A 13,646-nucleotide genomic window follows, 5' to 3' on the forward strand; every position below is an offset into this window, starting at 1 on the left:
ACACTCGCGTCCAACATTCCCGTGAGATGACAAAAAAGCGCGTCGGGTTTTGTAATTCCCGCCGTATGATGTGCATTCACCATGAGATAGCTACGTCCGCTTTTTCGAACCACAGACAGGCCAGCCAAAGGTTTCCCTGAATGCGATTTCTCCGCCGTTCCCTGATCGGGCTTTTCCTCACCGCGACCACGCTCGCCCTGCTCGCAGGTGCCGGTTACAAGGTTTTTTCCGCCGTTCAGGAGCGCCGTGCCGCAGAGAGCCAACCGGCTCAAGGCCGCGAACGGCAATTTGCGGTCAATGTCACGGTGGTGGAACACGGACGGCTCACGCCCGTTCTGACCAGCTATGGCGAGGTGGCCGCACGGCGCAGTCTTCAGCTGCGCGCGCCGGAGGCGGGCCGCATTGTCGAACTCTCTGAAGCTTTCGAAGAGGGTGGGGCGGTCAAAGCGGGTGACGTAATCCTGAAGATCGACACGGCTGACGCCGAAGCGGCGGTGCGCGTGTCCGAGGCCGATCTGATTGAGGCTCAGGCCGATTTGCGGGATGCAGAACGAGCGCGCGAGATTGCGGTGGACGATCTTGCGGCGGCGCAGGCGCAGCTCGACCTGCGCCAAGCGGCGCTTGATCGTCAGCAGGGTCTGTTCGATCGCGGCGTTGGCAGCGCGGCTTCCGTTGAAGAGGCGGCCCTGTCGCATGCCGCTGCGGGGCAGTCGGTCTTGTCGAAACGTCAGGCGCTCGCCGATGCGGAGGCGGCCGTGGACAGTTCGAAGACCGCCGTGCTGCGGGCCGAGATTGATCTCGATGAGATGCGTCGCTCGCTGGATGACATGACGGTCGCGGCGGCCTTTGACGGTGTGCTGAGCGATGTGTCCGGCGCGCTCGGGACGCTTTTGAGCAGCAATGAACAATTCGCGACGCTGATCGCGCCCGACGAGTTGGAAGTCGCCTTCCGGATTTCCACCGAAGAATATGCTCGTCTGGTGCAGGACCGCGGCGCGCTGCCGCAAATGGAAGTGACCGTGACGCTGGATGTCGCCGGTCTGGCGCTTCGGGCCAAGGGGCATGTCGTGCGCGAGAGCGCTGCCGTGGCCGAGGGCCAGAGCGGGCGCACGCTTTACGCGCGGCTTGAGGATGCACCGGGTTTCCGTCCGGGCGATTTTGTCACGGTCGAACTTGCTGAGCCGGAGTTGACCGGGGTGGCGCGGGTGCCCGCGACTGCGGTGGGCGGCAACGACACTGTGCTCGCCGTCACCGCGCAAAGCCGCCTCGAAGAAGTGGCCGTGCCGGTCCTGCGTCGTCAGGGCAATGATGTGATCATCGGCGCGAAAGAGATCGCCGGTCGCCAGATCGTGTCCGAGCGTTCGCCGCTTTTGGGCGCGGGCATTCGGGTCAAGGTCAATGGCGCGGAGGCGAGCGCGGAGAGCGAGAGTGAGGACATGGTCGCTCTGAGCGAAGAGCGCCGCGCGGCTCTGCGTGATTTCGTTACGAACAATTCGAAAATGTCGGAAGAGATGCGGACACGGGTGCTCGAACAGCTCTCCGCTGAGAAAGTGCCCGCCGATCTCTTGGAACGTCTAGAGCAACGGATGGGGAGCTGATCCCCATGAGTGCCAAAAGCTTCGCACCGGCCAAGGGCCTCCTGTCCTATTTCACCCGGCACCGCACGGCGGCCAACCTCGTGTTGGTTTTGCTCTTGGCGGCGGGGCTCGCCTCTCTGCCGAAAATGCGCTCGCAGTTTTTTCCGGATGTCGTGGTCGACTCTGTGCGCGTGTCCGTCGCATGGGATGGCGCGGGGCCGGAGGATGTCGATAACGCCATCGTTCAGGTGCTGGAGCCGACGCTTCTGACCGTCGAAGGCGTGTTGGAAAGCAGCGCCACCTCGATTGAGGGGCGTGGCAACATCACGCTTGAGTTCGAGCCGGGATGGGACATTCAGCGCGCCGCCGATGACGTGAAGGCGGCGATTGATACGGTGACGGAACTGCCCGATGGTGCCGACGATCCCGTCGTTCAATGGGGCGGATGGACCGACAGTGTCACCAATGTCGCGATCACCGGCCCCGTGGGGCTCGACCAACTGGCGCGGTTTGCCGATGAACTGGTCGCTCGGCTGTTCACCAAAGGGGTGACCCGGACGACGATTTCCGGTGTTGCCGCGCCTGAGACCATCGTCGAAGTGCCGACACTGAACCTGATCGAACATGATATTTCCATGTCCGACATTGCCACCGCGATTGCCGCCGAGGCCGACACCAGCCCGGCGGGGAGCGTCGGGTCCGGCGGGTCGCGGGTGCGGGCTGGCGTCGAAAAACGCGGCGCGGCGGATATTGCGAGCATTGTCCTGCGCACAAATGACGACGGGTCCAAGCTCACGATCGGCGATGTTGCCAACATTCGGGTCGAAGGCGTGGATCGAGACGAGGCGTTTTTCGTTGGGGACAACCCGGCGGTGTCGGTTCTCGTGGCGCGCTCCGATCTTGGGGACGCCATCGGGATACAGGGGACCACCGAAGACGTTGTCGCCGAGATGATGCCGACCTTGCCCGATGGCGTGTCGATGGATCTCTATCGCACACGGGCCGAGGCGATTCAGGCGCGGCTTGATCTTTTGCTGACAAACGGGGCGATGGGGCTTGGCCTCGTGCTCGTCCTACTGTTCCTCTTCCTGAACGCGCGCACCGCGATCTGGGTGGCGGCGGGGATTCCGGTGGCGATGCTGTCGGCCATTGCGCTGATGTATGTGGCAGGGATCACGCTCAACATGATCTCGCTCTTCGCGCTGATCATCACGCTCGGCATCGTGGTCGATGACGCCATCGTGGTGGGCGAGCATGCAGATTTTCGGGTGCGACGTCTCGGGGAGAGCGCTGTCGAAGCCTCTGAGAATGCCGCCCGCCGTATGTTCGCGCCGGTGTTTTCCTCGACCATCACCACGGTGATTGCCTTTCTCGGCCTGACTGCGATCTCCGGGCGGTTCGGGGATATGATCTCCGACATTCCGTTCACCGTCATCGTGGTGCTCATCGCCTCGCTGATGGAATGTTTCATCATCCTGCCGAACCACCTGAGCCATTCGCTCGCCGCCCATGCGCGCACGCATTGGTATGACTGGCCGTCGCGGCAAGTGGACAAAGGCTTCCGCGTGTTCCGCGAAAAGCTGTTCCGCCCTGTCGTCACATGGTCAATCCGCCTGCGCTATCCGGTGGTTGCGGCGGCAGTGCTTTTGCTCATGACCGAAATTTCCCTGTTGATTTCGGGACAGGTGCAATGGCGTTTCTTCAACTCTCCCGAACAGCCGGTGATCAGCGGCAACATCGCGATGGCTCCGACCGCAGCGCGCAGCGACACGATGGCGATGCTGCATGAGTTGCAGCGCGCGACGGATGTGGTCGCGGCCCGCTACGAGGAGGAGTATGGCACCAATCCCTTGGCCTATGTCATAGCGCAGATCGGCTCGAATGCCGGGCGTGGCCTTACGGGAACGAGCAGCAAGGAAGATTACCAACTTGGCGGGATCACCATCGAGCTGATCGACGCCGATCTGCGTCCCTATTCCTCGGGCGCTTTCGTGAGCGATCTTCAGCAAGAGGTGGTGAACCATCCTCTGGCCGAAACCGTGTCCTTCCGTCGCGGGCGGTTTGGGCCGGGCGGAGATGCGATTGACGTTGATCTCTATGGTGCGGATTCGGAGACGCTCAAGGCCGCAGCCGAAGCGCTCAAAGCCCGTTTGGCGCAATTCCCGGAAGTCTCGGCTCTGGAGGACAACCTGTCCTATGACAAGGAGGAGTTGATCCTTGAGTTGACGGCACAGGGCGAGGCGCTTGGTTTCAACATCAATGATCTGGGCACGGTCCTGACCCATCGCTTGGGTGGGATCGAAGCGGCGACCTATCCGGCGGGCACCCGCACCGCGACAATTCAGGTGGAAATCCCGGAAGCAGAGCTGACCGCCGATTTCTTGAGCCGGACCCAGATGCGGGCTTCGTCGGGCGCATATGTCCCGCTGTCCGATATCGTCACGGTCACCCGCAAAACCGGGTTCTCGACCGTGCGCCGGGAGAACGGTTTGCGGACCCTGACCGTGAGCGGCGATATGAACGAGGACAACGCCGCGCGGGCGGCGGAAATTCAAGAGAAGATCACCGAGGAAATCCTGCCTGAAATCGACGAGACCTTTGGTGTGACCCATCTTGTGTCCGGTTTGTCGGAACAGGAGAACCGGTTCCTGTCCGATGCGGTCCTCGGCCTGTCGGGTGTGTTGCTTGGCATCTATCTGACACTGGCGTGGATTTTCTCAAGCTGGACCCGGCCCATTGTGGTCATGTCCGTCATTCCCTTCGGCCTCATCGGCGCGATCCACGGGCATGCGATCTGGGGTGTGCCGCTTTCGATGTTCTCGGTCGTCGGGCTGATCGGCATGACGGGGATCATCATCAACGATTCCATCGTGTTGGTTTCGACCGTGGATGAATATGCCGAGGAGCGTGGCTTGTGGCCCGCGATGATCGACGCGGCGGCGGATCGTTTGCGCCCCGTGATGCTGACCACGATGACCACGGTTCTGGGTCTCGCGCCGCTGCTCTATGAGACCTCGCGCGATGCGCAGTTCCTCCGGCCAACGGTGATCACGCTGTCCTATGGTCTGGGCTTTGGCATGGTCATCGTCTTGGTGCTGGTGCCCGCCATTCTCGCGATGCAGCTCGACGTCGGGCGGCAGGTGGCGGCGTTGCGGCGCGGGTTGCTGCATCCGAAACGCACCGGTTTTGTCGGCAAGGCGCTGATCGGCGCGAGCGCTTTTGCGGTGCTGTGGTTCGCCCTGACGATTGGCCCGATTTTGGTCTCCGGTTTGCCGTCGCTCTTTGGCGGGGCAGCGTTTGCGCCGGCTTTGGGCCTTTTCCTGTTGGGGCTGATCGTGGTGTTCGCTGTGATCTATTTCGGGGTGGCGGCCGCGCGGGTGCGGGCCGGACGCCGGGTCTGAGCGCTCACTCGCCGCTGCAGCCGTCGGCCTCATAGGCCGTGTCGCCGCCGATCACGGTGATCGTCAGCTGCGAACGATCGATGAAAAAGGGCTGTGCGTCCGACGGGACCAGATCGCTCGCGACTTTGATCTTGTTGCCTGCGCGCGCGACATGCGCCTCAGACACCCAGACGGAGCGGTCGGGATGTTCGATCACGGCCACCTCATAGGGGCCAAGCTGGGGGACGGACATGTCGACGGACACCCGCATCCCGTCCGAAATCGGTGCTGCTTTGCAGGTTGCCTTGATGATCTTCTTCGGCTGATCGGCCAGAGCAGATTCGATCTCTTTGCGGGCCGGGCCAACGCTTTCCGGCGAAAGTTTCGCGTCCAGCATGGCCTGCATCGGCACGCAGATGTCGTTGCACACCCCGAGGTCCATCGTCCCCGAGAGGTGAATGTCGCCCGAGGCTTCTGGGATCAGTTCGACCGGAAGGATCAACTCATTCTCATATCCGAGATACCACATGCCGTTATCGGCAAAGAGTTTCGGCGCGGGCCAGTGCAAATCCATCCGGGCCAGATTGTCCGATCCGCTCAACTCGAACGTCGGTGGAATGCCGGTCTCTCCCGGAGTGCGCCAATAAGTGTGCCAACCGGGCGCAAGTTGCACGCGGATCGCGGCCATGCGGTGTCCGTTCGCCATCTGCCAGCCGGGCAGGATGTCGATCTTGGCCATCTCTGCGGGATCTTGCGCCAGCGCAGGCGTGGCGAGACCGAGGACAACAACGGATGCAAAAGGGGCGATATATCGGATCATATGCCCGATATAGGCATGCACAGGCAAAGCGCAAACTCACATTTGGACGATCCGGTCGTGATCATGGGTCTGTGTTGCTTCCGGAGCGCGAATTGATCGCTTTTCCCCGCGCGAAGCCTTGCACCTCGGCGCGTCATGCGGTGAGGTGGAGATATGGAAGCACAATCATCTGACCTGACCGGGAAACTTCTCATTGCGATGCCGGGCATCGGTGATCCGCGTTTTGCAGGCGCGGTGGTCTTTATGTGTGCCCATTCGGACGAAGGTGCGATGGGGCTCATGATCAACAAAGTGTCCGACGAGATCGGGGTGTCCGATGTCTTCGACCAATTGGAGATTCGCGCCACGCCCGACATGCGGCCTTTGCCGGTGCATTTCGGTGGGCCGGTTGAGATGGGACGCGGGTTTGTGCTGCACAGTACGGATTACGAGGCCGACCATGCCTCCATGGATGTGGGGTCGAGCTACGCCATGACGGCGTCGCGCGAGATTCTGCGCGACATGGCGCGGGGTGAGGGTCCGACCGAGCGGCTTTTGTGTCTTGGCTACGCCGGCTGGGGGCCGGGGCAGCTTGAGGGCGAGATTGCCGAGAACGGTTGGCTCAGCTGCGATGCAACGCCTGAGATCGTGTTCGACACGCCGGATCTTGAGAAATGGCAGGCTGCGCTGTTGTCGATGGGGGTCAGCCCCGCGCTTTTGTCGGCGGATGCCGGACGGGCGTGACGCAGCGTTCGGGTTGGGCGGCTGATCCCGCTTCGCTACTCTGACCGTCAAGTTGCAGAACCTTCTGCGCCTGAGGAGGAGACAGCCATGACCTATCGCGCCCCGGTTTCGGATTATCAATTCATTCTCGACAAGATCGTCGACTTCGCGTCGGTGCTTGAAAGCACGGCCTTTGAAGACGTCGATGCGGAGACGGTCGCAGCCATTCTTGAAGAAGCCGGGAAACTGTCGAGCGATGTGATTGCGCCGCTCGACCGTGGCGGCGATCTGACACCTGCGGCTTTGGTGGATGGAGTCGTGAAGACCTCTCCGGGCTTTGCCGATGCTTTGGGGCAGGTGGCCGAGGGCGGTTGGGTCGGCATGCTGGCCGATCCGGACAATGGCGGAATGGGACTTCCGCTGACCGTGGCGACGGCGATCAATGAGATGATGTCGGGGGCCTGCCTGTCCCTCTCGCTGCAGCCTCTGATGACACAGGGGCAGATCGAAGCGCTGGAACATCACGCCTCGGACGCGATCAAAGAGCTGTATATCCCCAAGCTGATTTCCGGCGAATGGACCGGGACGATGAACCTGACGGAACCGGGGGCGGGCTCGGACGTCGGTGCGCTGCGCACGAAGGCGGAGCGCAATGGGGATGGCACCTATGCGATCTCCGGCCAGAAGATTTTCATCACCTGGGGCGACAATGATTTCTCTGAGAACGTCTGTCACCTCGTGCTCGCGCGCCTGCCGGATGGCGTGCCCGGCACCAAGGGCATTTCGCTCTTCATGGTGCCGAAGATGATCCCGGATGCGGAGGGCAGCCTCGGTGACCGCAATGGCGTGAAGGTCGTGAGCCTTGAGCACAAGCTCGGCATCCACGGCTCCCCGACCTGCGTTATGGAATATGAAAACGCGACCGGCTGGCTCGTGGGCGAAGAGCATCAGGGCATGAAATGCATGTTTACCATGATGAACAACGCGCGCCTCGGCGTTGGTGTTCAGGGCGTGGGCATCGCGGAGGCGGCAACGCAAAAGGCATTGGCCTATGCGCATGACCGCGTGCAGGGCATATCTCCCATCGGGACGGAGAACGGTTCGATCATCGACCACGCCGATGTGCGCCGGATGTTGGCCCATATGCGCGCCGACACTTTTGTCGCCCGCACGATTGCGCTGGCTTGCGGTGTGGCTCTTGATCTCGGGCGGACGGATGCGGAGCAACAGGCGCGCGGCGCTTTCCTCATCCCGATCGCCAAGGCGTTTTCCACCGATATCGGCCACGAAGTGGCCCAGCTCGGCGTGCAGGTGCATGGCGGCATGGGCTATATCGAAGAGACCGGCGCGGCGCAGTATGCCCGTGATGCCCGGATCACCTCGATCTATGAGGGCACCAACGGCATTCAGGCGATGGACCTTGTCGGGCGCAAGCTGATGGACGGCGGTGAGGCCGGGTTCGGCATTCTCGACGAGATCGAGGTTTTTGCCGAGGCCGCGCGCGCGATCCTGCCGAAACGGGCGAAAGCGGTCTGGGAAGCGGCGGAGACCCTGCGCGAGGGCATGGAGGTGATGCTCGCTCTGCCGATGAATGATCGCTTCGCCGGGGCGGTGCCGTTCCTGCGCGCCTTTGCCCGTGTGCTTGGCGGCTACTATCATCTCAAGGCGGCGATCACCGAAGGCGGCCAAGGGCCGCGCTCGCGGCTTGCAGCTTTCTATATCAACCGTATGCTGCCGGAACACACGGCTTTGCTGGCGCAGGCGCGTCTTGGGGCCGGTGATGTTTATGCCTTGAGCCCAGAGGACCTGACCGCCTGATGACTGCCCCGATCCGCACGCCCTTCGAGCCACCCGAGATCGGGGGCGTGGTCGAGATCGCCGAGGGCGTTCTCTGGTCGCGCATGCCTTTGCCGGTGCCTTTGGCGCATGTGAATGTCTATGCGTTTGACGAGGGCGATGGGTGGACCATCGTCGATACCGGCGTCGATACGCGCCAAAGCCGCGGGCTTTGGCAGGTGTTGATCGACGGGCCGCTTGGGGGCAAGCCGATCCGCCGGGTGATCGTCACGCATCATCACCTCGATCATGTCGGCTTGGCCGGATGGTTCGTGACGGAGCATGGCGCGGAATTGGTGACCACACGGACCTCTTACCTCATGGCGCGGATGTTGCGGCTCGATGTGCAGGAGGCCCCGACGCCGGAGATGCTCGCCTTCTGGCGGTCCTGCGGCATGGTCTCTGAGATCTATGAAAAGCGCCTGATGGAACGCCCGTTCAACACCGCCGACGCGGTCAGCCCTTTGCCTCTGGGTTACACGCGGATTGTCGATGGGCAGGAGATCGAGATCGGCGGGCGGCTCTGGACCGTGCGCACGGGCGACGGCCATGCGCCGGAACACGCGACCTTCTGGTCCGGGGATGGCGAACTGGTGATCGGGGGCGATCAGCTTTTGGGCTCGATCTCTCCGAATCTTGGCGTCTCCGCCACGGAACCGAAAGCCGATCCGGTCGGTGAGTGGCTGACCTCCTGCGAGAAATTTGTGCCGCATGCGCGGGATGGTCAGTTGGTGCTGACAGGGCATAAACTGCCTTATACGGGGCTGCCCGCGCGGCTCCGGCATTTGATCGACAATCACCGTCATGCGTTGGATCGACTGCGCGAAACGCTGCATGAGCCGCGCACGGCTTGCGACTGTTTCGACGTGTTGTTCAAGCGTCCGATCAAAGAAGGCGAATACGGGCTGGCGATGGTCGAGGCGATGGCCCATTGCCGCCACCTTGAGCGGCGCGGTCTTATCACTGGACGGGAAAGGGAGGATGGTGCGATCCTGTGGCAAACAGGAGAGTAACCATGTCCCAAGGGGATCATATCCGCACCACTGCCGAAGCGCATGAAGAGGCCGCCCTGCCGCAGGCCCGTGTCGTCCATGCGAACCCCGATATTTGCACCGCCGAACAAAAGCCCCTCCCGGAAGCCGTCTCGCGCAAACCGATGGAGGAGAAAAGCCCCGCTGAATGGGCCTATGAACGGTTGATCCTCTATATCCAGAACTTCGAAGAGCAGCTCGACAGCGAGCACGAGATCGCCATGGGCTTTGCCGGATCTGATTCCGGGATTCTCCGCATCGAGGGGATCGGCTTTTTCGACCCGGATATCGTCACCTTTTATGGCATGGACGAGGAGGGGACAAAGACCCAGTTAATCCAGCATGTGACCCAGCTCAACGTGATGCTTCAGGCCATGCCGAAACAGACAGAGGCCGCGACGCCCACACGGATCGGTTTCCGGCTGGCGGCGGATCTCGAACAGGAATTGAACGAGGAGAGACCCGAGAGGTGACAGACCGCGGTGAACGGTCTACCGTGAAAGCACAAATATAAGGGAGGACTAGCGATGTCGGAGCACAAGCACGGCGAAATGGATATTTCCGTTCAGGAGAAAACCTTTGACGGTTTTGTGAAATGGTCGACCTGGGTCGCGGGCATTGCCGTTTTTGTTTTGATCATCCTTGCGGTTTTCAATAGTTAGCACCTGTAACCGCGCATAAAGGACCGGAGCCTGTATTTTGTTGAGTGTTCGTCGAGCCGTTTGGCTTCTGTCTTTCTTTGTCCTGACCGCCTGTGGTGCGGCCGAACCGAAATGGGCGCCGGATGCCGAAGTGGCGCGCTCTCATTACGTGCAGGGCGCCCCCTACCAGCTCACGCTCTTTACTGTGATCAACAACCGGTCCGGCAGCGGCGGGCATAGCTCTTTGATGGTTAACGCCCCGTCCGAGCGGGTGATCTTCGATCCGGCGGGCACTTTCTATCACCCGCATTTGCCGGAGCGGAACGACGTGCATTACGGCATGTCCGACGCGGCGGTGGATTTCTACATCGACTATCACGCGCGGATCACTTGGCATGTGGTGGAGCAGACCATCGTGGTCAGCCCCGAGGTCGCGACGCTGGCGCTGGCCAAGGTGCAGGCTTATGGCGCGGTGCCGAAGGCGATGTGCGCCAAGAGCGTGTCAGATATTCTTGCGGAACTGCCGGGGTTTGAGAAAGCGCCGCAAACCATGTCGCCGAAAAAGCTGATGCAGTGGTTCGGTGAATTGCCGGGGGTGACGGAAGACGTCTTCTATGACGACAGCCCCGACGAGAACGGCCAGCTCATTCAAGCGCCGCCGCTGCTGCTGCATCACAGCGGCCTGTCCTGAGGCTTTACCCGATCACGGCGCTGAGGCCAAAGAACAGGCCAAGCCCCGTGATGATCGCCCAAAGCACGTTTTTCGTCCAAATGCCGACCACAATGGTGGCCGCTGCGCAGAACAGCCGCAGCGGGTCTGCCTCTGCCTTTGCCCCGAGGAGCATTGGCGCGACCACGGCGGGCAGCACGGCAACCGGCGTGTAGCGCAGCAGGCGCAGCAGCCATGCGGGCAGGGGGCGATCGCCCACCATGCCAAGGAAGGAAAAGCGGATCAGAAACGTGCCGATGGCCATGCCGACGATGATGATCCAGATTTGCGTGGTGCTCATGTCGATCATTGCGCGGCCTTTCTTTTTTCCAACCAGATTTCAACCTGCGCGCCGACGATCAACGCGGCGGCGGCGGCCACCAGAAGGCCGGTGCCGTAGGGCATGAAGCCGAGGATCAGAACCATCACCACGGAGGTCAGCGCCGAGGCGAGATGCGCCAAGGTCTTGAGCATCGGGGCGACGACGGCGAGGAAGGTGACGGGCACGGCGAAATCGACGCCGATATCTGTCGGGATATTCTCCCCCAAGAGCGCGCCGGTCAGGGTCAGTGCGTACCAGGCGATGGCAATCGGAATGGCGGAGCCGAAGAAATAGCCGACCTTCTCCGAGAGGCTCAGGTTCGGTTCTTTCTCGAATTTGATCGTCGAGAGCGCATAGGGCTGGTCGTAGAGCATATAGGCGGCGAAGGCGCGGGTCAGGAGCGATGATTTGCCAAGATGCGGCGTGATCGCAGCCGAATACATCCCCATCCGAAGGTTCACCGCCAAAGCCGTCGTCAAGACGATCAGGGTCGGCGCATTATCCGACATAAGTTGCAGCGCTGCGAGCTGGGCGGAGCCGGCGATGACGAGGATCGAGAACCCCATGACTTCCACGACGTTCAGTCCCGCCTGCGTGGCGATCGCACCAAAGATCGCGGCGAAGGGCCAAATCACGATGTGGAATGGCAGGCCGTCTTTGGCGCCCTTGAGGAATTGCTGAGAGGCAGGAGAAAGTGACATGGGACCTTAATTATTGTGAGCCGCGCAAACTTAATGGAGGCGCGAAGCTCTGACCAATCGTCAAATGTGAAGATGGGTTTTGCGGAGGATGATGTGGCCGTAGGTGCCGGCGAAATGGGTTTAGTCGAAAGTGCCGGTGACGCGGCCCAAAAGCATAAATCCACGCGCCGTGCGGGTGTCTGTGAGGGCTGCGATTTCTTCGTCCGTGGCGGATTGCTCGAATTCCGCGAAGGTCTTGTCGAATTTGCGCAGGAAATGGTGCACGGCATCGCGGAAAATCGCGTCCTGTTTCATTCGGGCCGAAGCCAAGGCGAGGGACGAACGATCACGCACCCCGCCCAGAGGCGCAACAGAATGCCCGCGCTCACCTTTCGCGAAGCGACGCCAGACCTCGGGCTTGGCACGGTCGGGACGCAGGTCGTCCATGTAGATGCCGTCCTGCGACAGGAGCGTGAGCACATCCTGCGCGGCATGGATGAGCTGGCTGACCTTGCGGTCCGAAAGCGCCCGGCGCAGCGCGCGGAAACCGTCTTTGTCCTCGGCCGTTTCCGGGAAGTTCATCGCCTTGATGAAATCCGCAACAGAGAGCGGCGGCGCGAGGCTTTCTGAGGGGGTGCCGAGCGCAAGCGTGGCTTGTTCTTCGACCAATGTGGGCGCTGCGATTGCGAGCTTGTCCTCGGAGGGCGTTTGGCCCGGACGGATCGAGATAAAGGTCGCGAGGGTCGTTTCCGTCTTGCGTTGGGCTGCGACGATTTCTTCGAGCTTCTTCTCGACCGTGGCGTTGGAGCCGCCGTTGCCCTGACCCGAAAGGTAGGATTGGCGCATCGCGGAGATCGCGGCCTGCAAGCGGCGGCTTTCTTCGCGCATCGTGCGGGAGGTCTTCACCGCAAGCGCTCCGACCCAAATCATTGCGATGGGCATGAAAATGGCGATCAGCATCATGACGAAACGGATCGAGTCGAAATCATCCGAGCCCGAACCAATCAGCATGAAGAACCCGGCCGTCATCGCCAGCCATAGCAGGGAAAGGACCGCCGCGATCATTTCGGTTGCGGTGATCTTCGGGTCCTGCTCGGGGCGTTGATAAACTCCGAGTTCAATTTTTTTGGGGCCTTCGTTCGCCAAAGGAGCCTCCTCAAACGCGTTTACAGATTAGATATACGCGATCTTGAGGATTTCGTAGGACTTTTCGCCGCCGGGCGTGCGGACTTCAACGCTATCGCCTTCGTCCTTGCCGATCAGGGCGCGGGCGAGCGGCGATTTGATGTTCAGGAGCGACCGCTCGATGTCGGCTTCGTGCTCGCCAACGATCTGATAGGTTTTTTCCTCATCCGTGTCTTCGTCCACGATGGTCACCGTGGCGGAGAATTTCACCGTGCCGGACAGGGTTTTCGGGTCGATCACATCGGTCAGGGACAGGATGCCCTCAAGCTCTTTGATGCGCCCCTCAATGAAGCTCTGCTTTTCGCGTGCGGAATGGTATTCGGCATTCTCCGAGAGATCGCCAAGCTCGCGGGCTTCGGCGATGGCCTGAATGATCGCCGGTCGTTCGACGGATTTCAGGGTTTTCAGCTCGTCGTTCAGCGCGGTGTAACCCGCGCGGGTCATGAGAATCTTTTCCATCAGGGCACTCATCTGCACGAAAAAAGCACTGCGTCGGCAAGGCCGGCCGCGTGCTTGTGGTGTTGCGTTTATTGTTGGACTACCTGACCCGGAATGCAGGGCCATTGCAAGGGGGTAGCGTGGATTTAAAGAATTTCTGTCGGGATCAAGCTCATGCAACCCCCGTGAATATGGCGTCCAGATGCATGCTCAGGTCCAAATATTTCCCGATCCTGTCGCATTTCTTCAAGACATCGGGTGACCCAAATGAAACGTATGACGCTTTAACGCAACGAAACAGGGGTCTCAAATTGACCCAGCCCTT

General features: G+C 61.2%; 13 protein-coding genes. 8 read left to right on the forward strand and 5 right to left on the reverse strand.

Annotated features, from left to right (window positions below; translation table 11 throughout):
- The first annotated feature begins 140 nt into the window (after window positions 1–140).
- Both ACYBHZ_RS14880 and ACYBHZ_RS14885 read left to right on the forward strand, forming a co-directional pair.
- A complete protein-coding gene (locus tag ACYBHZ_RS14880) occupies window positions 141–1,598 on the forward strand; it encodes an efflux RND transporter periplasmic adaptor subunit (protein ID WP_460275066.1) in 1,458 nt (485 codons plus the stop codon).
- 5 nt (window positions 1,599–1,603) lie between these two features.
- Window positions 1,604–4,978 (forward strand): efflux RND transporter permease subunit, encoded by a 3,375-nt coding sequence (locus ACYBHZ_RS14885; RefSeq protein WP_460275067.1) that lies wholly within the window; start codon window positions 1,604–1,606, stop codon window positions 4,976–4,978.
- A gap of 4 nt (window positions 4,979–4,982) precedes the next feature.
- On the opposite strand, the gene ACYBHZ_RS14890 is transcribed toward ACYBHZ_RS14885, so the two are convergent.
- Window positions 4,983–5,798: a protein-disulfide reductase DsbD domain-containing protein gene (locus ACYBHZ_RS14890; protein WP_460275221.1), complete on the reverse strand. Its 816-nt coding sequence runs from the start codon at window positions 5,796–5,798 to the stop codon at window positions 4,983–4,985.
- A 132-nt stretch (window positions 5,799–5,930) separates the two neighbouring features.
- On the opposite strand from ACYBHZ_RS14890, the gene ACYBHZ_RS14895 reads away from it, so the two are divergent.
- The 6 genes from ACYBHZ_RS14895 to ACYBHZ_RS14920 all read left to right on the forward strand — a co-directional run bounded on the left by ACYBHZ_RS14895 (window position 5,931) and on the right by ACYBHZ_RS14920 (window position 10,678).
- Entirely contained in the window at window positions 5,931–6,500 is a 570-nt protein-coding gene (locus ACYBHZ_RS14895; protein ID WP_460275068.1) for a YqgE/AlgH family protein, read from the forward strand.
- An 87-nt stretch (window positions 6,501–6,587) separates the two neighbouring features.
- Entirely contained in the window at window positions 6,588–8,297 is a 1,710-nt protein-coding gene (locus ACYBHZ_RS14900) for an acyl-CoA dehydrogenase (protein WP_460275069.1), read from the forward strand.
- A complete protein-coding gene (locus ACYBHZ_RS14905; protein ID WP_460275070.1) occupies window positions 8,297–9,328 on the forward strand; it encodes an MBL fold metallo-hydrolase in 1,032 nt (343 codons plus the stop codon). Before ACYBHZ_RS14900 ends, ACYBHZ_RS14905 begins: the two co-directional genes overlap by 1 nt.
- Window positions 9,329–9,330: 2 nt before the next feature.
- Window positions 9,331–9,819, forward strand: a complete 489-nt coding sequence (locus ACYBHZ_RS14910) for a DUF6173 family protein (protein ID WP_460275071.1) — start codon at window positions 9,331–9,333, stop codon at window positions 9,817–9,819.
- A 54-nt stretch (window positions 9,820–9,873) separates the two neighbouring features.
- A complete protein-coding gene (locus ACYBHZ_RS14915) occupies window positions 9,874–10,008 on the forward strand; it encodes an aa3-type cytochrome c oxidase subunit IV (RefSeq protein WP_460275072.1) in 135 nt (44 codons plus the stop codon).
- A gap of 40 nt (window positions 10,009–10,048) precedes the next feature.
- Window positions 10,049–10,678, forward strand: coding sequence for a hypothetical protein (locus tag ACYBHZ_RS14920; protein WP_460275073.1), 630 nt, complete (start codon window positions 10,049–10,051; stop codon window positions 10,676–10,678).
- Window positions 10,679–10,682: 4 nt separating this feature from the next.
- Here ACYBHZ_RS14920 and ACYBHZ_RS14925 read toward each other — a convergent pair whose 3' ends face one another.
- From ACYBHZ_RS14925 to greA, 4 genes are all read right to left on the reverse strand, one after another.
- On the reverse strand, window positions 10,683–11,006 hold the full coding sequence (locus ACYBHZ_RS14925) for an AzlD domain-containing protein (RefSeq protein WP_460275074.1): 324 nt from the start codon (window positions 11,004–11,006) through the stop codon (window positions 10,683–10,685).
- Window positions 11,003–11,719 carry an AzlC family ABC transporter permease gene (locus ACYBHZ_RS14930; protein WP_460275075.1) on the reverse strand — a complete coding sequence of 239 codons (717 nt, stop codon included), beginning with the start codon at window positions 11,717–11,719 and terminating at the stop codon, window positions 11,003–11,005. Before ACYBHZ_RS14930 ends, ACYBHZ_RS14925 begins: the two co-directional genes overlap by 4 nt.
- Window positions 11,720–11,839: 120 nt before the next feature.
- The gene (locus ACYBHZ_RS14935; RefSeq protein ID WP_460275076.1) at window positions 11,840–12,844 is read right to left on the reverse strand and encodes a hypothetical protein; all 1,005 of its coding nucleotides are present in this window, start codon (window positions 12,842–12,844) and stop codon (window positions 11,840–11,842) included.
- Window positions 12,845–12,871: 27 nt separating this feature from the next.
- Window positions 12,872–13,342 carry a transcription elongation factor GreA gene (greA, locus tag ACYBHZ_RS14940; protein ID WP_460275077.1) on the reverse strand — a complete coding sequence of 157 codons (471 nt, stop codon included), beginning with the start codon at window positions 13,340–13,342 and terminating at the stop codon, window positions 12,872–12,874.
- Window positions 13,343–13,646 lie beyond the last annotated feature (304 nt).

Source organism: Celeribacter sp. ULVN23_4 (assembly GCF_054788345.1).